Origin of the sequence: Paenibacillus profundus, assembly GCF_021369635.1 — a bacterium.
GTDB lineage: Bacteria > Bacillota > Bacilli > Paenibacillales > Paenibacillaceae > Paenibacillus_B > Paenibacillus_B profundus.
Window position 1 is genome coordinate 1 of record NZ_JAJNBZ010000021.1, and the last position, 22,457, is coordinate 22,457.

At 42.6% G+C, this 22,457-nt stretch carries 18 protein-coding genes and 1 pseudogene; 9 read left to right on the plus strand and 10 right to left on the minus strand.

What is annotated here, in order from left to right:
• Positions 1-122 precede the first annotated feature (122 nt).
• The 5 genes and pseudogenes from LQV63_RS20985 to LQV63_RS21005 form a co-directional block, all read right to left on the minus strand.
• Positions 123-1,034 (minus strand): annotated as a pseudogene (locus LQV63_RS20985) (serine hydrolase domain-containing protein); the annotation flags it as partial.
• 191 nt (positions 1,035-1,225) lie between these two features.
• Positions 1,226-1,474, minus strand: coding sequence for a helix-turn-helix domain-containing protein (locus LQV63_RS20990; protein WP_019419984.1), 249 nt, complete (start codon positions 1,472-1,474; stop codon positions 1,226-1,228).
• Positions 1,475-1,884: 410 nt separating this feature from the next.
• The gene (locus tag LQV63_RS20995) at positions 1,885-3,114 is read right to left on the minus strand and encodes an MFS transporter (protein WP_233698169.1); all 1,230 of its coding nucleotides are present in this window, start codon (positions 3,112-3,114) and stop codon (positions 1,885-1,887) included.
• Entirely contained in the window at positions 3,111-3,998 is an 888-nt protein-coding gene (locus tag LQV63_RS21000; protein WP_233698170.1) for an NAD(P)-dependent oxidoreductase, read from the minus strand. The genes LQV63_RS20995 and LQV63_RS21000 overlap by 4 nt, the downstream gene beginning before the upstream one ends.
• Before the next feature lie 152 nt (positions 3,999-4,150).
• Positions 4,151-4,732: a TetR/AcrR family transcriptional regulator gene (locus tag LQV63_RS21005; RefSeq protein ID WP_019419988.1), complete on the minus strand. Its 582-nt coding sequence runs from the start codon at positions 4,730-4,732 to the stop codon at positions 4,151-4,153.
• Positions 4,733-4,990: 258 nt separating this feature from the next.
• Here LQV63_RS21005 and LQV63_RS32115 point away from each other — a divergent pair, with 258 nt between their 5' ends.
• From LQV63_RS32115 to LQV63_RS21025, 5 genes are all read left to right on the plus strand, one after another.
• Entirely contained in the window at positions 4,991-5,185 is a 195-nt protein-coding gene (locus LQV63_RS32115; RefSeq protein ID WP_407672946.1) for a recombinase family protein, read from the plus strand.
• A gap of 12 nt (positions 5,186-5,197) precedes the next feature.
• On the plus strand, positions 5,198-5,533 hold the full coding sequence (locus tag LQV63_RS21010) for a zinc ribbon domain-containing protein (protein ID WP_019419990.1): 336 nt from the start codon (positions 5,198-5,200) through the stop codon (positions 5,531-5,533).
• Positions 5,534-5,712: 179 nt separating this feature from the next.
• The gene (locus LQV63_RS21015; protein WP_019419991.1) at positions 5,713-5,901 is read left to right on the plus strand and encodes a DUF3934 family protein; all 189 of its coding nucleotides are present in this window, start codon (positions 5,713-5,715) and stop codon (positions 5,899-5,901) included.
• Positions 5,902-5,972: 71 nt separating this feature from the next.
• Positions 5,973-6,416: a HEAT repeat domain-containing protein gene (locus LQV63_RS21020; protein WP_233698171.1), complete on the plus strand. Its 444-nt coding sequence runs from the start codon at positions 5,973-5,975 to the stop codon at positions 6,414-6,416.
• A 47-nt stretch (positions 6,417-6,463) separates the two neighbouring features.
• A complete protein-coding gene (locus LQV63_RS21025) occupies positions 6,464-6,733 on the plus strand; it encodes a NifU N-terminal domain-containing protein (RefSeq protein ID WP_233698172.1) in 270 nt (89 codons plus the stop codon).
• A 220-nt stretch (positions 6,734-6,953) separates the two neighbouring features.
• On the opposite strand, the gene LQV63_RS21030 is transcribed toward LQV63_RS21025, so the two are convergent.
• The 5 genes from LQV63_RS21030 to LQV63_RS21050 all read right to left on the minus strand — a co-directional run bounded on the left by LQV63_RS21030 (position 6,954) and on the right by LQV63_RS21050 (position 13,479).
• Positions 6,954-7,742, minus strand: coding sequence for a response regulator transcription factor (locus LQV63_RS21030; protein ID WP_233698238.1), 789 nt, complete (start codon positions 7,740-7,742; stop codon positions 6,954-6,956).
• Positions 7,735-9,435, minus strand: coding sequence for a sensor histidine kinase (locus LQV63_RS21035; RefSeq protein WP_233698173.1), 1,701 nt, complete (start codon positions 9,433-9,435; stop codon positions 7,735-7,737). Before LQV63_RS21035 ends, LQV63_RS21030 begins: the two co-directional genes overlap by 8 nt.
• 155 nt (positions 9,436-9,590) lie before the next feature.
• Positions 9,591-11,246, minus strand: a complete 1,656-nt coding sequence (locus tag LQV63_RS21040; protein WP_019419996.1) for an ABC transporter permease — start codon at positions 11,244-11,246, stop codon at positions 9,591-9,593.
• Entirely contained in the window at positions 11,243-12,349 is a 1,107-nt protein-coding gene (locus LQV63_RS21045) for an ABC transporter ATP-binding protein (protein WP_233698174.1), read from the minus strand. Before LQV63_RS21045 ends, LQV63_RS21040 begins: the two co-directional genes overlap by 4 nt.
• Before the next feature lie 107 nt (positions 12,350-12,456).
• Complete coding sequence (locus tag LQV63_RS21050) at positions 12,457-13,479, minus strand: ABC transporter substrate-binding protein (RefSeq protein WP_233698175.1); 1,023 nt, start codon at positions 13,477-13,479, stop codon at positions 12,457-12,459.
• A 344-nt stretch (positions 13,480-13,823) separates the two neighbouring features.
• Here LQV63_RS21050 and LQV63_RS21055 point away from each other — a divergent pair, with 344 nt between their 5' ends.
• The 4 genes from LQV63_RS21055 to LQV63_RS21070 all read left to right on the plus strand — a co-directional run bounded on the left by LQV63_RS21055 (position 13,824) and on the right by LQV63_RS21070 (position 22,233).
• The gene (locus LQV63_RS21055; protein ID WP_233698176.1) at positions 13,824-16,103 is read left to right on the plus strand and encodes an AAA family ATPase; all 2,280 of its coding nucleotides are present in this window, start codon (positions 13,824-13,826) and stop codon (positions 16,101-16,103) included.
• A gap of 131 nt (positions 16,104-16,234) precedes the next feature.
• Positions 16,235-17,701: a type I restriction-modification system subunit M gene (locus LQV63_RS21060; protein ID WP_233698177.1), complete on the plus strand. Its 1,467-nt coding sequence runs from the start codon at positions 16,235-16,237 to the stop codon at positions 17,699-17,701.
• Entirely contained in the window at positions 17,694-18,854 is a 1,161-nt protein-coding gene (locus LQV63_RS21065; RefSeq protein ID WP_233698178.1) for a restriction endonuclease subunit S, read from the plus strand. The genes LQV63_RS21060 and LQV63_RS21065 overlap by 8 nt, the downstream gene beginning before the upstream one ends.
• Before the next feature lie 31 nt (positions 18,855-18,885).
• A complete protein-coding gene (locus LQV63_RS21070; protein ID WP_233698179.1) occupies positions 18,886-22,233 on the plus strand; it encodes a DEAD/DEAH box helicase family protein in 3,348 nt (1,115 codons plus the stop codon).
• Positions 22,234-22,457: the final 224 nt, after the last annotated feature.

Consider the following 22,457-nt stretch of genomic DNA (forward strand, 5'->3'; position numbering starts at 1 on the left):
TGTTCGACACTCTCACTTTACCAAACGAAGCGGTGTTTTTCTATTTTCGTCAAGTGGATAATCCAATCGTTCTCAAATCCATGCAGTACGTGCTGTTAAGCTAATTTTGGCTCTGCGAAAGTTGAGTTATCAACAATTTTAGTGCCGGATGCGTATCCATGGTTGATATCAACGGATATATTTTTGGCCAACAGCGCTTTGGTCAGATACATGATTGAAGTTATCTTTTCATCCAAAGCGTAGTAGTTTTTTCCATTTCTATGTTCCCATACCGTTTTACCTACGGTGCCGTATAATCCAGAGTAAGCAAGCAAATCGGATGGCATGTCCACTTTCAATGGAGGTTCAAATGTTTTTTTAGGTAGGATCTCTTTAATGATGCCTTTGGTTCTTGTATATTCCAATAAAATATTAGATGCAAAAATACTATTGTAGGTAGAACTCCCTCCCGATGAAAGCACAGCTATAGAAATATCATGTTCGGGTAGGGTAGTCAAAGCAGCGTGATACATATACGTATCTCCACCTTTAAATAATGCGGTTATTCCGTAATCACTAAACGGTGCTAAACGGACGGCGTCCCAACCAAGACCATAATTAATGGTGTTTGTCTCTTCAGAAACCCACACTCCCTTTCTATACTCATGACTTTGCATGGTCTTTGCTGACTTCTCAGATAAAATATCCGTTCGATTCCCGATTAATACTTCAGTGAACTTACTTACTTCTTCGGCCGTGGAGTAGATGCCTCCTGTCCCAATGAGATTGGCATTCTCAACGGGTAAAGCCTGATCCATCCCAGGAAAATAAGTTTTTGTGAGCCTGTCTCTATCAAATGAATCACGTGGTGTTATGGTAGAGGTTAAATGAAGAGGCTTGCTGATATAGGTTTCAAGAAATTCGCTATAACTTAAACTGCTCACTCGTTCAATCAAGATTTCAAGCAGCTGAAAACCATTATTACAATATACCGAAGATTCGCCTGGGTTTGACTTTAAGCTTTCTGATTGTAATTTGACCAATAATTCATCATGATACCATTCTACAGGTAATATCTCTCTTAACACATTCTTTGCCATAGCAATCTGTAGAGGATCTTTCTGGTTGAGCATATACGTTATTTCTTGAAGATATTTATACTTGGAGAATGTGAATAATTAATACTGAAAAAGGCTGATTGGAATCCCAATCAGCCTTTTGCTAGTTACAACATAGTATAAAATGATTACTCTTCCAACTCCATCTCGAAATTCTCTATGAGAACGGATGGTTTAATATGTAATGCTTTGGCTAACGAGATAATGGTGAGTAAAGAGGGAGCCTTTTCTCCATTCTCCAGTTCACTAATATAAGACCGATCAACACGGGAATATAAACTGAGTTCGTCTTGGGTTAGTTGGTTCTCTTTTCGAATCTTCCGAAGAGCCCTTCCAAATGCGGGGAGTTCAATTAACTTCTTATTATTAGTTGCCAACTTTAAAACCCCTTATTTGATAGTTAAAGATAATCATATGTCTTTCTATAAGGTTATTTCAGTAGGTGGTAAGGAAATTCATCCCTGCATGTCGAATAAGTCATGAAACATTGAATAGACATGCTTACTCCGATTACGTCTATTCTGAATCGAAGTGTCAAAACCGTAAAAGGCTACATCTAGGATGATGAAACAGGGAATCTTTCTGCTCTGCAAATGAACCACTCACCAGGGCGCCCGTTCGCTTAACGAAAGAGCAGCAGAAAAAGAAAAAAGCTGAAACAGACAATTGTGAGTTCGGTTCCTCATGATGTAAAGCGCAGCTTTCCCTGAACCTCAATCTCACATGTAGCCCAATACCGTACCATTCGGTGGATAATCAGATGCAATTAGGGCTGAAAGCAGAGTTGTCATCTTGCGTCGCGACGACCAGGCTTAAAAGCGTGGGCCTTGCTCTTCCATGCAGTGAACAAGCCGATAAGGCTCAGTAGTGCAAGCGCCCAAGGGATGGTTCCTGCCCCCATGTGTTCCAGCAACAGTCCGCCAACAACGCCTCCCCCGGCAACCGCGAGGTTGAAGATTGTTACCAGCATCGACTGCGCCACATCAGCTCCCTCTCCAGCGGCATCCCCTATAGCTATCTGTAGTAACGTTGGTGCACCACCAAAAGTAAGGCCCCAAGCAGAAACGCCGAGATAGATGATTAACGGCGCTTCACTGGCGATTCCTAGTACCATTGAGGCCCCGGCGAACGCAGCAAGGCTAATAAGCGTCAGTACGCGAAGCCAGCCGTCAACGAACAGGCCAGTAACCCAAATCCCGACTACGGATGAGACGCCAAAGATCAACAGGACGAGGTCTAAATGGTTGGCGAGTCCAACATGGGCCATAAATGGCGCGATATAGGTGTAGAGGATGTTGTGCGCCAATATCCAAACAAAGATTACAAACAACACCGTGCGAACCCCGGGTGTCATAAAAATTTTGCGTACAGGCTGTCGTTGGTGCGTCGTTTGGCCAGGATGATTGGGAACCGCTACCAGCACCCATACGATCAGGACAAGCGCGAATGCGGACATGATCCCAAAAACGCCTCGCCAATCGAAAAAGGTTCCAAGCCAGGTGCCCAGCGGCACGCCTAAAGACAAAGCGACAGGTTGGCCCACCCCCACAATCGCCAAAGCGCGCCCCTGCAGATGATGCGGCACCATCCGCCGCGCATAGCCCGCAAGCAGTCCCCATGTCAAACCTGCGGCCATGCCGGCAACGAATCGTGCTGCCAGTGTCAGCGCATAGTTGGCGGACAATGCGGTTACGGTATTGAAGAGGAACAGTCCGCCAATCGCCAGCAGCAACACCTGTTTTCTGCGCCAACTGCGCGTCACGGCAATGAGCGGAATCGCTGCCACCACCGAGCCAAAGGCATAAAGCGTCACGAGTTGGCCCACCAGCGCCTCTGAGACGCCGAGGCCTCGACCGATTTGCGGCATCAAGCCTGCTGGCATCGTTTCCGTCATTATTGCGATGAAGCCTGCCATCGTAAACGCCAACAGCCGCCAAATGGGAAGTCGATCTGAATCTGCCTTAGGCGCATCTTGGAAGTCAGATGCAACCGATTTGTTGTTTTCGGACGTACTCATCGCTCTACTCTGACTAACCCGGATGCAGCCATATCCTTGTCACCATGCCCAGCTTCGAGAGCTCGCAGGAATCTCTGCAGCCCGGCAACCGTAGCATCCACTTGGATACCCGCCTGCTCAGCAGCTTCAACAACCAACTGCGCATCTTTGACCGCATTAGCGATAGAAAAGCTGGTTGTATAGTCATCCGCGAGGATGGATGAGGCCTTAAGCTGAAAGTATCCGCTATCCATCGGACCACCTTTAACGACATCCACTACAAGTGCTGGATCGATGCCGAGCCCCTTTGCGATCGCAAGACTTTCAGCGACACCATGCGTCAGTGCGAAAGCCCAACTGTTCAGTGCCAACTTGAGACGGCTGCTCGCTCCGATCCGATCGGAAACCCATATGGTACGTTTGCCGATGGCGTCAAAAATCGGTTGTACGTTGTCTCGCTCTTCGGTTGGTCCAGATGCGAGAATGACAAGTTGTCCCTGTTCCGCAGGCTGACGTGTACCTTGGAGAGGTGCGTCGTAAAACTTCAGTTCCCGCCGCTTCGCAAAGGCCGCCAGATCATCGATCGCCGTGATTCCGACCGTACTCATCTGAATCCAGATCGCCCCCTTGGACAAACCAGGCGCAGCGGATTCCATCGCGTCCAATACGACCGGTCCGTCCTTGAGAAGCGTAATAATAATGTCCGCCCCATCAACAGCTTCCCGGGGCGTATCAAACACATCAACACCGCATAATGCAAGCGCCTCCGCCTTGGCACGTGTCCGATTCCAAACACGCACGGCAAACAAATCTTTCTGCAAATTGCGCGCCACAGGCGCACCGATGATGCCGGTGCCAAGTACCGCGATCGTTTTTAATTGCTTTGAGTTTTTAGTATTTGACATTTCAAAACCTCCTATAGGTGAATGGAATCTGCACGCAGGACATGCATTGCGTCAGTCTAATTTGGAACAATCGTTACAAAACAGGAAAAAAAATTCCTGCATTGGATGCAGGTTATCAGAGCTGGATTACGATTTTGTGTCAAGGTCGTTCTTTAAAGTGCATCGATCGTTACATCGACCACATCAAGCAAGAGCTGTCGCCGATTTTGACCAAGACAGCCTTTGCTTAATACCCGCAGCCCTTGAATCGTGCTCAGCACAAACCGAGCGAGTGCGCGAGCGTTCTTGTTTGAAGCAATTTCACCGTTCTCTTGGGCGTGACAAAATACCCCGTACAATACCATCTCTAAATAATTATAATTTTGCGACACGATTACAGCTATCGCCTCATCATGACTTGCAAGCTCTAGCGCTGCGTTCGCAGTCATGCAGCCGAGCCCCTTTTCATCGCCGAGTTCTTCGTCAACGACGTCCATCAACAGCTGCCGGACCCGCTCTTTAACCGAACCGGGTTCAAAGAGCACCGCAATCTTCCGGGCTTTTAACTCCTGATACCGGCGAAGCGAGTGCTCATAAAGTTCATGCTTGCTTCCAAAGGCATTGTATATACTGCTACGGCCCAAGCTAGTACCTTCGACCAAATCTTGAATCGAGGTCGCGGAATAACCGCGTTGCCAAAAAACTTGCATGGCTGCGTCCACTATATCGTCAAGATCAAATTCTCTTGGGCGCAAGATAATCGCCTCCTGTTTTGTAATGATCGTTCTGTAATAGTATAGAAGCGCTTGCTTCAAAAGTCAAGGGCACCTTCATGTGAAAAAAGAATCCGCAGCAGGAAGAGAAGGAGGTTAAATCTATGTCAATTATTTAAGTAACTGCATTATGTTCTAGCCCAATCGTCCTGATAATTGAACCAAGCAAGAATCCTTGGGAACGAAGGATTTTTCACGGAACAGCACCTTTAGGCTATGATAAAGTAAAACCTGGGAAGCTTGTTCCAAATACTGAGACCGCACTATACAGGAGATCTAGTCCACGAGCGTTCGAAGGTTGATGGCAAGGATAAAATTCATCTTCAAAAGAAGGGATATAATAAACGGAAGAAAATTGACAAGGGCGATTGGATTATCGTCCCTAACCATCATGAACCTCTAGTTACTAGAGAACAGTTTAAAGCCGTTCATTAGAAGAGGCGAGAGATGGCTGATCGGATATATCGAGGCAGAGAGAAGAAGTCGTTATTCGCTAGATTGGCATTTTGTGAAGATTGCGGTAAAGGCATGAACTACAAGTATGACCGCAAAGGCTATGTCTGCGGAACTTATCAGAAAACAGGTGTTGAAAAATGCACTTCCCATTTCATCAATCAAATTGAATTGAAAGAGGCAGTATTAAATGACTTACGGCGAATGTCTAGCAATGTGTTGGATCAAAACTTACTGGTGCAAACTATTCTAAAACGAGCGAATGTGAAAGTTATGGATGATAAAAATGATTTAAATGAGGTAAATTTTATGGAGGGGTTAGGCTTTTGATTTTAGTACCTAGCTTTGATATAGTAAGCTAGTTAACGGGGTTAGTGGGAATTTAAATGATTGGGCCGCAGATTAACGATGGTGTATATTTCACTATGTTTGGTTAAATAACCGTGTGAAATGGATAAAACCAACCAAGGACGGGGAACTCTACATACAAACAATCATGGAGTGATTATATGAGTAAAGCTAAGGGTAAAGGTGGAACAGGTAGAGGAACGGACAAAAAGGGTTGGAATAGATGGCAAGCTAGTGAAAAGAGAGCAAAAAACAAACCAAAACCTTATAAAAGCAAAGGTGTTAAAAAAGCGGATGGCGCAAAGAGCCCAGCAGTAATAAAGGATAAAAGTGAAAAATCCGAAATATAGGACATCTTTACAACAAAAGTTGAATCAGAATCAGAAAAAACGGGATTTGAAGCAGAAGGAGATGGGATCGTTTGGATAATCAAGATGTGATAAGCGAATTACCTTCAAATTATGAGGAATTAAAAAAATCTGTGAATCGAACGTCTAATTGGAGAGAACGTTTAGATGCTGTTGAAGAGTTAGGTCAGTGGAAAAACAAACAAACAATCAATCTACTAACGTATAGAATGATTAGCGATGATGTGTATCAAGTTCAAGAGGCTGCTTTTCGTAAGCTCAAAGAAATTGGCGAAGATGTCCAATTGCCATCAAGGAAAAAAGGCGACTTGATTAAAGGAGTTACTAAAATCTTGTTGAGAATTAAGAAGAGTTTGCCAGAAGGTCATACGTATGAAGAGTTCAAAGAGAAGTTAAAAAAGATGAGAATTGATGTGTATGATACGTACGAAGGTGACAAGGGCGCTGACTTCGATAAATGGCTTGAAAACACGTGGGCATCGTTAGCGAAAAAGTAGTATGACTCAAAATGTCATGCTACAATAGCACTGAAAGGAGTGATTACATGGCAATAGAAATCAATGTTCAGGCAACACCGAATCCGAATGCAGTCAAGTTCAATACGAGTGAACGAATATTTGAAGGTCCCGCAAGTACATCTCTGAAAAGCGGTGCTGAAACAGATCATCCCTTGGCTCGTGCTCTGTTGAGCATCGAAGGTATCGATAATATTTTCGGGATTAATGATTTTGTCACGATCAGCAAGAAAGCGGATGCGGAATGGGATACGATTCTACCAAAAGTGGAAGAGGCTTTTAAAGTAGTATACTCCTGAATACGCAACAGTGATGAACACCTCCAAGAAATCGTGATGGGCAGCGATGTAGGGGGTGTTTTTTCTTTGGAATGGGATTGTTGAAAATGCAAATGCGATGAAATAAGTTGAGTTCAACTAGAGACAACATCACCGCAATAGAAAAACACCTCTTCGTCGCGTGAAGGAGTCAAGCAATCACCGCCTTACCGAAGAGGTGTCTTCTATATAAGTTACTAGGCTATCCGTTCTTATCCCCGAAATATTCTTGATACTGGCTTGGCGTGACGTGGGCGTACTTTTTGAAGATGCTAATAAAGTACTTGTAGTCGCTGAAGCCGATATCCTGCGCGATCGTATATACTTTGTTATCGCCTGATTTCAGTAAATCGATCGACTTTTGGATGCGATAGCGGTTGAGGAACTCATTGAACGTATAGCTTGTCTCTGCCTTGAATTTTTGATTCAAGTAATAGGCGCTTAAGTCAAGCTGCTCCACGAGGTCGTGAATGCTGATTTTCTTGGCATAGTTCTCCTGCACATAGGTGATCATTCGGGACACATATTTCGATGTCTTCGTTTCTTTCTCCAAAAATTTGCTGTTCAGAATCTCTTCTTTTTCTTGCGGATGATTGGAGATGATTTCATATTTGCGTATTAAGTCTACTTTTGCCTTGGCAGATTCCAGTGCTGCAATCAATTGGTCATCCTCTAATGGCTTCACTAGAAACTCGGTTACGCCTAACTGTAATGCTTGCTTGGCGAGATGAAATTCATTATAGCCGGAGATGATAATGCTGCTGAAGGTATGCTTCTGCAGTCCCTCTCGAATCATGGAGATGCCATCCATAATCGGCATGTTGATATCCGTAATGACAATATCCGGCTCAAGATCGCAGATTTTTTCATAGCCATCTTGTCCATTAAGCGCTTCTTTAATCACGATACAGTCGTATTTCAGCCAATCAATGCTGAACCGTATTCCCCTGCGGATCATATCTTCGTCTTCAACAAGCAGAACTTTAAACATCATTTCCACTCCCTTCGTAAGGAATTGTCAGTGTCACACAGGTGCCTTTTCCTTGCGTGCTGTCGATGTGGATGCCGGAGTCCTCGCCATAGAGAAGCACTAAACGGCGATGAACGTTGTATAACCCGATATGCTGTGTCGTGTTATTTTGGCTTTGCAAGAGTTGATTGACGTTCTGCAACGTTTCCTCATCCATGCCTTGCCCGTTATCGCAAACCTCCAGCATCAGCTTCCCGGCAGAAGGATAGATACGGATTTCAATAAGCACATTGCTTTGGTTCTGATAGCCATATTTGATAGCGTTTTCAATTATTGGTTGAAGCAAAAGCTTAGGGACATATATATCCTGGGTTTCCTCCGCTACTGAAATCCGGTACTCCAGTCGTTCATTGAATCGAATGTGCTGCAGCTTCAAATAATCCCGCACATAATTCATGTCATCCTTCAGCTGGACGCTGCGATCATTCCCGATACTGTATCGAAGCAGTCTCGATAGAATCATGACGATGTCCTGCGCTTGATTCGCGTCAATCTTAATCGCATAGCGCAAGGTCTCCAGCACGTTGAATATAAAATGCGGATGGAATTGGGATTGCAGCTGCTTCACTTCGATAATGGTGCGGAGCTCGGACAGCTCTTTATTTTTCTTCATCAAATCCTTTAACCGATCAAGCATCGCATTATACTCATCGCCGAGAATTTCGAACTCGTCATCCGTCTGGATGTCGACATAGCCATTGAAATTCCCTTCGCGCAGCTGTGCCAAAGCAAGAACTAATTTATCGATCGATTCGGAATTGCGAGCAGACATTTTGTTCGACAGGAAATGAATGATGACCCATAACAGCAGGCTGGCAGCAAGGACAAAGACAGACACCGTGTAGTAGGTGTATTGCTCGGACTTGTAGGAATTGAGCGTGATCACTTGAATGGGTGTGCCCGGTATGCGCTTGGAATACATGTAGTACGTCCCGTCGTTCAACAGTACATGCCCTTGAACGTCGAGCTTAGGGCTGAATTTGTTCAGCACGCCCTTGGTGACATTGCTGGTTGTGGCAATTATCGTGTTATGTTCGTCGGTGATCATCGCAATTTCATTGTTTTGTTCAAAAATAAGCTTCTGCATGTCGGATTCATACAGTTGATAGACGATATATCCTATTGTTCGCTTGTCCTTGACAATCGCTTTGCCGAATGTATAGCTCGTATCGCGATCATGCGAGTAACGGAAGCTGTTCATTTCGGTCAGTGTCTCGTTCGGTCTCTGATTGATCCGGTTAATGAGATTGCTGAAGGCAAAGTTGGAATACAGCGCATCCGGCGAATCGGAGCTAGCCCGGAAGATGCCATTCGTATCGACGATATGGAAGATGCTCTTGACCTTCTGGTTACTGTTGAATTCATAGAATTCGGAGTACACTTTATCACTGCCCAAATGCGTGGTCATATAGTTCATCACAGCAGGAGAGACGGCCATCCGATTGATTTCTTCGTTATATTGTTGAAATACCTCTGCCATGGAATGACTGATGGATTGGGCAGCCTCCGATGTTTTTTGAGTTAAGTTCATTCTTCCATTAATAATGGTGAAAATAAGAAATAATACGATTAAAATGGAAAACGGAATAACCGTGTAGAGTCGAAATAAGTGACGGGTTGACTCCTTGAAGTTACGAATCTTTTTTTGTTCCATGTCGCCCTCCACCTATGATAAGCCCTTTCAACACTATTATACTGACTCGCAGTTGACAGCTGATAATCCAAATACAACCAAGCCGGCCCTCATGCTGCAGGTACCGACTTGGATGTAGATGAATCTATTAAAAATACGGGTTCAAAAGCAACTTTTTAAAGTGAGACTTCTTTTTGTCCGGATAATCGAAGGAAGACGAGCAGCGATACGACCGTAATGACGGTAAGAATCGTGGACAGTGCTGCGGCAACGCCATAGTTCCCGCGAATGACCTCGGTATAAATGGCAACCGTAACGGTCTTCGTCTTGCCTGTATATAAGATGATAGAGGTACTTAATTCAGTAATGATGGTAATCCAGCTCAAAATTGCACCGGAGACCACGCCTGCCAGCATCATCGGCAGGGTAATCTTGAAGAACGTTTTCATCTGGGAAGCCCCCAGGCTGATGGCTGCTTCTTCAATCCCATCGTTAATCTGATGCAGAATGGCTGCACTCGATCGAATCGTATAAGGAAGACGCCGAATGACGAACGAGATGATCATGATGAGTGCGGTTCCGCTTATTGCCAGCGGCTTATTGTTGAACGTAATCAACAAGGCAATCCCTAGAATGGAGCCAGGCACGATATAAGGGAACATCGTGAAAATATCAAGTGTGTTCGTTAAAGCATTCTTTCTACGAACAGTTACATAAGCGATCAGAATCGCGAGCAGGATAATGACGACCAGCGACACGATGGCTAGGAAGAACGTGTTCGTAATGACGCCGCCGATATTATTGAAGGCATCCCGATAGCTTTGCAGCGAGAATCCGTCAACAAAGATTCGGCCGTTCGATTTCAGGAATGAAGTATAGATGACATATAGCTGCGGCAAAAGCGCGATTAACGTATACAGATAGATGACTGCATGTGCTGCTATGTTGCCGATTCCTTTTTTTTTCTTGGCTTCAATCGGGTGCAGCGCGCTCATCGTGAAGGCTTTGCGATTGGCCACGAATTTTTGCAGCAGGAAGATCGCGGTTGCGAACAATACGACAATGACGCTGATTGCGGCAGCAAAGCCGTCATCGCCGCCGACCTCACTGATGAATTCGTTAAAGATCAATACAGGGACTGTCTTGAACCCTTCACCAATCAGCATCGGCGTACCGAAATCGGCGAGTGCGCGCATGAATACGAGCAGACCGCCAGCGAGCAAGGTTGGCGTAATGAGCGGGAGCAGCACTTTGCGCATTTTGCTGAAGCCGCTATAGCCCATGCTTTCTGCTGCTTCCATTAGCGATTGATCCACATTCTTAAGTGCCCCTGATACATACATGAAGATAAGAGGGACCATTTGCAGGGTCAATACCACCAAAATACCCGTAAAGCCATATATATCAGGCATCGTAATCCCAAATGTGTTGCTTACGAATTTGGTAATGACGCCGCTTCTACCTAACAGCAAGATCCAGGAGTAAGCTCCAATGAACGGAGCCGACATCGACGAGAGCAGGATCAATATCCGAATGGTTGAATTCCCTTTAATCTTAACGGTAGCCATGATATAGGCAAGCGGTGTTGCAATGATAGCCGCAAGGGCGGTTACACAGACGGTTACTTTTATACTGTTGAATAGTGCATTGGTATAGTAAGGTTTACTGAAAAACTTCACGAAATAGGCGAGTGAAAAGTCACCAGTCGTACCGTTGTAAAAGCTTTTGAACAGCATCGTAAATAAAGGCAGGGCCAGGAACAAAATATAGAAAGCAAAGATCAGGAACGAAATGTTAGTCCAGACGTCAAATCGTTTGCGCGTCCCCTTCATAGCTGATCGCCCCTTGTATAGTTCAATTCACCCGTGGCATCGTATACATTGATTTTATCCGTCTTCACTTTCAGATAAATGATTTGACCAGGTTCTAGTATTTGTGCGGTTTTCGATTCCTGCGTAATTTCCACGCGTTGACCGGATTCCAAATCGACAAAGTAATGCGTGTTCTGTCCCAAAAATACGCTGTGTACAATGGTCGCCTTCATGCCGGTTTGATCCTCGGTAATAATGAATTCCTCAGGTCGAACCGAAATTTTGACGTTAAGTTCAGCTTGCTTATTCGATACCGGAAGTTGAATGTTAGAGATTTCTTCCGAATAGCTTGAACCGAAATGCAGGCTATAGCTGCTCGCTTGGCGCGTTAAGCTTCCTTCGATAATGTTCGTGCGACCGATAAAGGTAGCAACGAATACATTCGCAGGACGTTGATAGATTTCTTGAGGCGTGCCCAGATGCTGAATGATGCCTGATTTCATAACTGCAATGCGATCGGACACGGCCATCGCTTCTTCCTGATCATGCGTTACGTAGACGGTTGTGATTCCGACTTCTCGTTGAATGTCTTTGATCGCGTTCCGCATGTCGACCCGCAGCTTGGCATCCAGGTTGGATAGCGGCTCATCCATCAGCAGCACATCCGGCCGGATGACGATCGCTCTGGCTAGCGCAACGCGCTGCTGCTGGCCGCCGGACAGGTTCTTCGGCATGCGATCCTTGTATTGTTCGATTTGAACGACCTTCAAGATTTCATCTACTTTGGAGCTAATCTCCGCTTTGGATAATTTTCGATTCTCAAGTCCAAATGCGATATTTCCTTTGACGGTGAGGTGAGGGAAGATGGCATAGCTCTGGAACACCATCCCGATATTCCGCTTACCCGGTTCGACTTGATTAATGACACGCTCGTTAAAATTAATCGTTCCGCCTTCAATGCTGTTGAAGCCGGCAATCATGCGCAGCAGCGTTGTCTTGCCGCATCCCGAAGGACCAAGAAGGGTGAAAAATTCACCCTTCTTAATCTCCAGGGACAACTCAGGAATGACGGTGGTATCGCCATATTTTTTTACTAGGTCTTTTATCGTTATTGTCACGCTCATTGTTGTCACCTAACCTTTTAGAGGTAGTCAAAAAGTCCGTTTTTGATCACGAAGCACGGCAGAAGGTAACTCGCTGAAAACCGGACTTTTTGACACGCTATTATAAATTATTTGATGCTTGTGAACAGAGAGATGTATTGCTCGATGATTTCGGATTTATGCTCACTTACATAGTCCGTATCTTCATCAATCATGTTGATGTTGGCATATGGCGTCATGTAATCTCCAAGCTTCGTATCTATACGAAGCGGACGGTTCGTTAATTGCGTGCCGAACGCATCTTGCGCTTCTTGTGAAAGAATGAAGTCGATGAACTTCTTGGCATTGTCCATGTGCGGTGCGTCTTTAATAACAGCGGATGCTGCATCCAGGAATACGGCGCCTTCTTTCGGATACACGACTTCTACAGGTGCACCGTTTCTGACATACGTGTTAGAAGGGTCTTCGTAAGTTAAGCCAACAACATATTCACCGTCAGCGACACTCTTGTGAACCGCACCGGAACCGCTTGCAATTTTACCATCTAGATTCTGAATCAATTTGCTAACATAGTCCCAGCCTTTCGGATTCTCGTAGTCGCCGCCCATTGCTTTCAGCATATTGGTTAGCTGAGCGAAGGCAGAGCTTGAGCTTGCCGGGTCAGCAGAAGCAATTTTTCCTTTTAGCTTTGGATTTAGCAAATCTTCATAGCTTTCAATTTTGATATCGCCGATCAAGTTCTTGTTCACGAGGAGCACGCTTCCATCTGAAATATAAGGAGTAGCGAAGCCCGTAGTATTGCGATGACCTTCAATTAAATATTGGTCTTCAGGTGATACGTAAGGTTCGTACAGGTCGGCATGTTCACGGAAACCAGCCATCGAACCACCGAACATCACGTCAGCATAGGGATTTTGTTTTTCAGACTGTAAGCGCTTAAAAATCTCGCCCGTTCCAGCCGTTACAAGCTCAACCGTAATCCCCGTTTTCTTTTCAAACATTGGAATGATGGTCTTGATGATTTCTTCGCTATTCGGACTGTAGATGACGAGTTTATTTGATGAAGCTGAATCCGACTCACTATTTCCACAACCGCTCAGCGCCCCCACAACTAGCATGCAAGCTATCAGCAACATAGAAAACCTTTTCATTTTTTATTCCCCCTGAACTGAGTTCATTTTCGTTGCATGTTTATTGTAGCAGTGTTGGTACCGCTTACAGAATCCCACAATCCGAAAACATTGTCTAAAATTCGCAAGTGATTTTTAAGGAAAAAAGAAAAGGTTTGATTGACATTTTGTTCGTTGATTAACAAAGGAATAATATTTCCTATTGAGAAGGATGTATCACTGTAGTTGGGTGAAAAGATAGTTCATTAGAAGGGGATATATATAGTTCTGTAGAATCATGTGTATAACTGTGGAAAATTGTTGTTGTATAGTAAAACTTTATGAGACGATCAATTATTACTCTGAATAAGTAAGGAGGGGTTAAGTTGATTGAGAAAATTCTGTTAAAAGACGTAGCTTCATATAATCACACAGGTGTTACTCTAGATAATTTGAAAAAGATCAATATTATTTATGGCAATAATGGTTCAGGGAAAACGACATTATCAGAACTAATTCGAAATTCGAACGACTTTCCAAGCTGCTCTATTGATTGGCAAGGCAATAAAAAGATAGCAACCTATGTGTATAACCGTAATTTTGTGAAGGAGAACTTTCTTCAAGGTAACCCTATTAAGGGAATCTTCACTCTAGGTAAAGACTCTGTGGAAGCACAGGCGAAGATTAGTGACTTGAAGGAAAAAATTAATAAGCACGATGAAGAAATTAGTAATCGATTAGCATTAGTTGAAGATAAAAAGAGAGAATTATCAGAATTAGATCAAAAGTTTAAAGAAGCTTGCTGGAAGTTAATGAAAAAAGTAGAAGTCGATTTCAACGAGATGCTCAAGGGAGTTCGAAATTCTAAAGAAAAATTTATGTCCAAGTGTATTGAAGAATCAAAGTCGAACAAACGAGAACTAAAATCATTAGAAGATATTAAATCTAAAAAGCAAAGTTTGTATGATCGTAAGGAAGAGTTTATTACTAAACCATCGATCATTAGATTTGATTCAGTATTAGAATCGGATTCTATTTTCTCCAAAAGGATCATTGGTAAAGAAGACGTTGATTTAGCTGGACTAATCACGAGTTTGCAAATCAGTGACTGGGTAAATCAAGGGGTTATGATCACAAAGAAGACAGATGGTATATGCCCATTTTGCCAACAAACGCTCCCTGAATTTTTTGAGGAAAAACTGAATAATTATTTTGATCATACATATGAATCGCAAGTCAAAGAATTAAGTGATACATCTGATCGATATATTCAACACATTTGGTACATCGTCTCGCAAATTGAAAGTACATTGAAGAATGAGAATAATACGTTTATTGATCACGTGAAAGTGCACAACTTATTAACTCTTATACAATCAAAAGTCGACGAGAACAAACTGTTAATTGAACAGAAGAAGAAAGAACCTAGTAAAAGTATAAAGCTGGCGGGAATATCTACGTTCGTTGATAGTACCAATGAAGAGATTATGAAATCTAATAAAAAGATCGATGAGTTTAATAGGTTAATTGAGAATAGTCGCTTGGAAAAGGAAAATTTAATTCGGGACATGTGGCGTTATATCGTAGAAGAGAATCGAGAAAGCTCAGATGATTACAATTCAAAGAAAGCAGCCATAGACAAAACTGTACGTGGTCTAGAAGGGGCCATTGCGAAGAAGAAGCAATATAAAGATGGATTTGAAAAGGAACTGGGTATTTATCAGCAACAGATTACAAATGTGGAGCACTCCATCAACCAAATAAATAGTATTTTAAAAGCGTTTGGATTCAATAATTTTAAACTTGCTTCCGCTCCAGGAGAAGGGAATTATCAAATCGTACGTGAGAACGGGGAAGAGGTCAGTGAAACACTAAGTGAAGGGGAACAGACACTCATCACTTTTTTGTATTTTTATCAACTATTGAAAGGTAGTAATGATATTAATGAGATTGTGACGAAAAAAGTTGTTGTTATAGATGATCCAATATCAAGTCTAGATAGTACGGTTCTATTCATGGTTAGCAGTTTGGTGAGGGAATTGATGTTTGATTGCAAAGAGAATAGATTAGATATTAAACAACTTTTTATTCTCACACACAATATATATTTCCACAAAGAAGTAACGTTTAGCCAAGGAAAAAAGAACTTTAGTGAAGGCAGGTATTGGATTTTGAGAAAGGTCAATAATGTTACAACTATTCAACCGTACTCGAATAATCCAATCAAAACATCCTATGAAATGCTTTGGAAGGAATTGAGAAATCCCTATAATCAAAATGTAGTTTCCATTCAAAATATAATGAGAAGAATTCTTGAGAATTACTTCAAGTTTTTTGGGAATATGGACATTAATGATTTTGAGAAATATTTTGAGATGGAACAAAAAATAATTTATCGTTCATTATTGTCATGGTTGCATGATGGATCACATTCTATTAATGAAGATTTATATATTGAAAGTAACGGTGATGCAATAGATAGATATATGGAAGTATTTAGGGAGATATTTCTTAAAACAAACCATTATGCACATTACGAAATGATGATGGGGGATGCAACAGAGTCTGCCAATATAGCTCACCAAGATCAGGCTGTTCATGAGGGACTAGGAGAAATCGCATCCGGGATGAAGGAAGCTGCAAGTACCGTTCCCGAGACGATATGATGGGGATACATTGATCTATCTTGCACATAGCTTGTAAGACTTGATGGTGTATAATGAGTTGAATATAAGTAGTAGTTATGTGCGATTTAGAGGAAATTTTAGAACTTTGAACTCGAGATAGGGGAAGAAGCATGCTGACAGGAGAAATTCGCAACAAAGTAGATAAAATATGGACCGACATGTGGGCGGGTGGTATTAGTAACCCGTTGACGGTTATTGAACAACTTACGTATTTAATGTTCATTCGTTCTCTCGATGAAAAGGAATTGGAAAATGAGAGCTTTGAGGCGTTGGGTGGTGTAGCATCCAAGATTTTTCCGCAAGATGAAGCAGGACAAGAGATGCGTTGGAGCAAGTTCAAGACGAAGGATCCTCGTGAGATCTATGAAATTGTGGGAATGAAAGTATTTCCATTTATTAAAGAGATGAATGGCGAGAATACGACAGCCTTTTCACGATATATGCAAGATGCGATGTTCCTGATCCCCACACCACAAGTGTTACAGAAGATCATTACGGGATTAGACGAACTTTATGAACACGATATTAAAGATTTGGACATGCAAGGCGATCTCTACGAGTATATGCTTGGCAAGCTGGCGACCTCAGGACAAAATGGTCAGTTCCGTACACCGAAGCATATTCGAGATATGATGGTGCGTCTTCTTGCGCCAACGCCTGATGATAAGATATGTGACCCCGCATGTGGGACGGCAGGCTTTTTGATCTCCACGGCGGAATATATTCGTGAAACATATGAAGCGAGTATGACGAGCGAACAATGGGAGCATTTTGCTGGAGATATGTTCTCGGGATTCGATACAGACCGTACAATGCTTCGTCTATCAGCAATGAACTTAATGTTGCATTCGATTACTCAACCGCATATTGATTATGTAGATAGCGTATCGAAGCAGAACGACATTGCTTCTGTATATGATATGATTCTTGCCAATCCGCCTTTTACAGGTACGGTGGATGCAGAGAGTATTCATGATAATCTCAAGACTGTTTGTGATACGAAAAAAACAGAGCTCTTATTCGTTGCACTCTTCTTGCGCCTTCTTCGTAAAGGTGGTCGCTGTGCATGTATTGTGCCGGATGGTGTATTGTTCGGAACGACAAAAGCGCATAAATCATTGCGTAAAGAACTGGTGGAGAATCATCAATTACAAGCGGTTATTTCCTTGCCGAGTGGTGTGTTTAAGCCTTATGCAGGTGTAAGTACGGCGATTTTGATTTTCACGAAGACAGGTGCCGGCGGAACTGATAAGGTCTGGTTCTATGATATGAAAGCGGACGGCTTCTCCTTGGATGATAAGCGTTCACAGATTGATGAAAATGATATTCCCGATATTCTCTCTCGATTCCACAACCTTGCGGGTGAGACAGATCGTAAACCGACAGAACAAAGCTTCTTGGTAGACAAGTCTGCGATTGCCGAGAAAGATTATGACCTATCGATTAATCGGTATAAAGAGATTGTGTATGAAAAGATCGAGTACGATGCTCCTGAGGTAATTATGAATCGCCTGGATGAATTGAACCTGAACATTGCTTCCAAGATGGAGGAGTTAAGGGGGATGCTGGGTGAGTAAGTGGGAAAGTGTTAAGTTGGGGGATGTTTGTACAGGTATAACGGATGGTAGTCATAATCCTCCCGAAGGTATAGAGTTTAGTGAATACCTTATGCTTAGTTCCAAAAACATAAACAATGGTTCTATATCATTTCATGAACCTAGATACTTGAGTGAAAAAGATTTTATTATAGAAGATAAACGAACCTCTATTAACGTGGGAGATGTTTTGTTAACAATTGTGGGGACAATTGGTCGAACAGCCGTAGTTCCTGATGGCATTCCAAGAATCACACTTCAACGCAGTGTTGCTGTGTTGAAACCAAGTTTGGATCTATTAGATTCAAATTTTCTCATGTATACATTAATGAGTATTGCTCCACAGCTTATACGATCTTCAAGAGGTGTGGCACAAAAAGGGATATATTTGAAGCAGGTTAGATCTTTTGAAATTCCACTACCACCGCTAGAAACACAAAAAGAAATCGCCAAAACCTTAGACACCGCCGCTGAACTTCTTGCCATGCGCAAAAAACAGCTTGCAGAGTTGGACAAACTGATTAAGTCGATTTTTTATGATATGTTTGGAGATCCGGTGTTGAATGAGAAGGGATGGGAGGTAGCTGAATTATCAAGTCTTGGAGATGTTAGTAGAGGTGTTTCTAAGCATAGACCGAGAAATGAACCATCTTTGTTAGGTGGAACGCATCCTCTAATTCAAACTGGAGATATAGCTCAAGCGGACTTCATTATTAGAGAATATAAACAGACTTATTCAGATATAGGATTGGCTCAAAGTAGAAAATGGCCAGTAGGAACATTGTGTATTACGATAGCTGCTAATATAGCAAAAACAGCAATTTTAGGGTTTGATGCATGTTTCCCTGATAGTGTAGTAGGTTTTACGTCTAATGAAAGAACAAATAATATATTTGTGTTATATTGGTTCAGTTTTTTTCAAAAAATAATTGAAGCACAAGCACCTGAGTCTGCACAAAAAAATATAAACTTAAAAATATTGAATGAGCTAAATGTTATTGTACCCCCAACAAACTTGCAAAACCAATTCGCCGCCATAGTCACCCAGATCGAAAAGCAGAAAGCTCTCTTACAGAAGGCGATTGATGAAACGCAATACCTGTTTGATAGTCTTATGAGCGAGTATTTCGAGTAAATGATCAATCACTAACATCGAGGTGAACATCATGTCGGCAAACTTTGAATTCTTGCAAGACCAATCGGAATATAAAATGTTTGCGAATGCTTGTATCGAGGCGGAACGTGTACTGGCAACCTCACCGGCCATGTCGGCGGTGGGGAGCCGGAAGGCGTTTGAGCTAGCGGTGAAATGGGTCTATGCAGCAGATAATACAATCACTATGCCGTATAAGGATAATCTACAGTCCTTAATCCATGAACCTACTTTTCGATTTGCAATGGAAACGCAGACATGGGGCAAGCTACCATATATTATTAAGTTGGGTAATCTAGCCGTTCATACAGATAAAGCGGTTAGTCGTAGCGATGCGGTTTTGGCGCTTGCATCTTTATTCGAATTTGTACAATGGCTTGATTACTGTTATGGTGCTAATTATGAGGAACGTACATTTACGGAATCTAGTATTCCTAAAGAGAAAGTTATACTTGACGAAGCGAAAATCAAAGAGAAAGATAGTTTGATTGAGCAAAAAGATTCCGAGATTGAGGCATTGCGCGCTCAAATTGCGGCCATGAGTGATCGGCTTACGGCAGATAAAGCACAGCATAAGGAAGAGCGCCATTTTACACCAGAAGATCTGTCTGAATATCATACACGTAAGAAATATATAGACGTGGATCTGAAATTGTTAGGCTGGGTACTAGGCGATGATGCTCGTGAAGAAGTGGAGTTGCTCGGTATGCCGAACACACAGGATAAAGGATTCGCTGATTATGTCTTATACGGCAAAGATGGATTGCCACTTGCTGTTATTGAAGCAAAACGGACGTCAAAAGATCCGAAAGTGGGTACCCAACAAGCGAAGCTCTATGCAGATTGTCTGGAGAGAATGACAGGACGTCGCCCGATTATGTTTATTACGAATGGATTTGAAACCTATCTGTGGGATGATAAGACTTCACCCCAGCGGAAGGTTAGTGGTATGTTCTCGAAGTCGGATCTGGAGAAGCTTATGCATCGACGTCGGGAACGTAAAACGTTAAGTGAAATCGTCATCGATAATAAAATAACAGATCGCTACTATCAGAAAGAAGCCATACGTGCGGTTTGTGAGAGTATTGAGACCGGTCATCGGCGGGCGTTGTTAGTTATGGCAACAGGGACGGGCAAGACACGAACGGCCTCTAGCTTAACGGATGTACTATCCCGAGGTGGATATGTAACGAACATTCTGTTCTTGGCTGATCGGACGGCGCTGGTGAAGCAAGCAAAGGATGACTTCAAGAACTATCTTCCCGATATGTCTCTATGTAATCTGCTTAGTAATAAAGATGACAAGAATGCTCGTATTGTGTTTTCCACTTATCCAACGATGTTGAATGCGATTGATACGGCGCTTCAAGATGACGGTAAACGGCTATTTACACCTGGACACTTTGATCTAGTTATTGTGGATGAGGCGCATCGTAGTATTTTCAAGAAGTATCGCGCTATTTTTGAATACTTTGATGGCATTATCGTCGGATTGACCGCAACACCTAAGACCGAAGTGGATCGGAACACCTATGATTTTTTTGAGTTGGAAAGTGGCGTGCCTACATATGCTTATCCATATGAAACGGCGGTAGAACAAGATCATGTCTTGGTTCCATATCATAATATCGAAGTAACAACTCGATTTTTAGAAGAAGGCATTACATACGATAAGTTATCACCAGAAGATCGGGCGCGTTATGAAGAAGATTTTGCCGATGAAGACGGTGTTATACCGGACTTTATTCCTTCTCCTGCTGTGAATGAATTTATATTTAACCAATCGACAGTGGATATGGTGTTAGAAGATTTGATGACCAAAGGAATCAAAGTGGCCGGCGGGGATCGACTGGGTAAGACGATCATTTTTGCTCAGAATAAAAAACATGCGGATTATATCCTAAAACGATTTGATAAGCTGTATCCGCAATACGCAGGAACATTTGCTAGACGTATCGTATCATCAGACAATTACGCGCAGAGTTCCATTGATGAGTTCAAGGTAGCTGATAAAGCTCCTCATATTGCGGTATCTGTCGATATGTTAGACACCGGAATTGATGTGCCTCAAATCGTAAACCTTGTCTTCTTCAAACGGATTCGATCGAAGACGAAATTCTGGCAAATGATTGGCCGTGGGACGAGGCTTTGTAAGAATTTGTTTGGTGAAGGACAAGATAAGACCACATTTGTCATATTCGATTATCTGGGTAACTTCGAATTCTTCCGTCAGCACAAGGAAGGGCTAATGGGCAGTGAATCCCAGAGTTTATCGGAAACGATCTTCGCGAAGCGGGTACGATTAATCCAACATTTACAGACTGCTTCGTTGATTGATGATACTCATCAATCAATTCGTGCATCTCTTGTGGATACTGTACTTACACAAATCGCTGCTCTGAATCTAGAGCTGATCTCAGTCAAATTACAATTGCAATATGTGGAGAAGTACAAGGAACCTTCAGCTTTCATTTGTTTATCGGATACGGATCAGCACCAATTGGTAGATCATATCGCACCCCTTGTCTTTATGGAGGATACGGATGAGCATGCGAAGCGTTTTGACAATTTCATGTACGGCTTGATGATTGCTTTAATTGAAGGGACGTCGCAATTTAAAAGAGTAAAAAAACAGTTGATGGATGTAGCGATACAATTATCAAAACGTGCGACGATTCCGCAGGTCAGAGATAAACTATTGATTCTGAGTACCCTTGCTTCGGAAGATTTTTGGACCGATGTGAATATCAGCAGCTTTGAAAAGATTCGTATAGAACTCCGTGACCTCATGAAGTTTCTGGTTGATGAAGGTGGAGAAAGCCCAATATATACGAATCTTATGGATGAAGTGACTAGTGTCAAAGAAGGAAAGCCGATGTACCAAGCGTATGATTTTGAAGATTACAAACTCAAGGTCAACCGCTACATCGAACAGAACCGGGATACCCTGGCCATACATAAACTTCGTAATAATATTCCAATGACTGCGCTGGATTATGAAAGTCTAGAGCGAATATTTACGAATGAGCTTGGATCCGCTGAAGACTATCAACGTGAGTATCAAGATGCACCATTCGGGTTGCTGGTGCGTAAAATTGCGAAGTTGGAATTAGAGGCAGCGAATGAAGCTTTTTCTGACTTTATCAGCGATCAGTCCCTGAATCAGTCGCAGATCGTATTTGTTCGTAAGGTCATTGACTATATTGTACAAAATGGCTATTTGGAGGACGTCACGGATCTAGTGAAGCCACCCTTTGATAAACCGCAAAGTTTCATCAAGTTGTTCGATGGGACAAGGCAGAAGCAGCTTGTGCAAGTTGTTACTCAGATTAAGCAAAATGCGATTACTGTAATTGGGTGAGTTGTTTGTAACTTAGGCTAGGTGATTTCCATATATTCACGTAAGGACAATAACCAATATATAATCAATTGGAGAAGTAGGGAACGATGGATGCCCTGCTTCTTTTTATTTGGGAATGTTATGTACAATATGAAGGAAACGTTTCATATCTGAAAGTTACAAATTTACTCATTTTACAATGTATAATGTTGTTCACTGTTGTAAAAAATATGGAATGGAAAATA

Bases quoted from the DNA above. Each gene is read 5' to 3' on its own strand.
- LQV63_RS21015 (WP_019419991.1), top strand. From the start codon at position 5,713: ATGAGTAAAGCTAAGGGTAAAGGTGGAACAGGTAGAGGAACGGACAAA.
- LQV63_RS21000 (WP_233698170.1), bottom strand. From the start codon at position 3,998: ATGTCAAATACTAAAAACTCAAAGCAATTAAAAACGATCGCGGTACTT.
- LQV63_RS21010 (WP_019419990.1), top strand. From the start codon at position 5,198: ATGGCTGATCGGATATATCGAGGCAGAGAGAAGAAGTCGTTATTCGCT.
- LQV63_RS21060 (WP_233698177.1), top strand. From the start codon at position 16,235: ATGCTGACAGGAGAAATTCGCAACAAAGTAGATAAAATATGGACCGAC.
- LQV63_RS21035 (WP_233698173.1), bottom strand. From the start codon at position 9,435: ATGGAACAAAAAAAGATTCGTAACTTCAAGGAGTCAACCCGTCACTTA.
- LQV63_RS20995 (WP_233698169.1), bottom strand. From the start codon at position 3,114: ATGAGTACGTCCGAAAACAACAAATCGGTTGCATCTGACTTCCAAGAT.
- LQV63_RS21070 (WP_233698179.1), top strand. From the start codon at position 18,886: ATGTCGGCAAACTTTGAATTCTTGCAAGACCAATCGGAATATAAAATG.
- LQV63_RS21050 (WP_233698175.1), bottom strand. From the start codon at position 13,479: ATGAAAAGGTTTTCTATGTTGCTGATAGCTTGCATGCTAGTTGTGGGG.
- LQV63_RS21025 (WP_233698172.1), top strand. From the start codon at position 6,464: ATGGCAATAGAAATCAATGTTCAGGCAACACCGAATCCGAATGCAGTC.
- LQV63_RS21040 (WP_019419996.1), bottom strand. From the start codon at position 11,246: ATGAAGGGGACGCGCAAACGATTTGACGTCTGGACTAACATTTCGTTC.
- LQV63_RS21030 (WP_233698238.1), bottom strand. From the start codon at position 7,742: ATGTTTAAAGTTCTGCTTGTTGAAGACGAAGATATGATCCGCAGGGGA.
- LQV63_RS21045 (WP_233698174.1), bottom strand. From the start codon at position 12,349: ATGAGCGTGACAATAACGATAAAAGACCTAGTAAAAAAATATGGCGAT.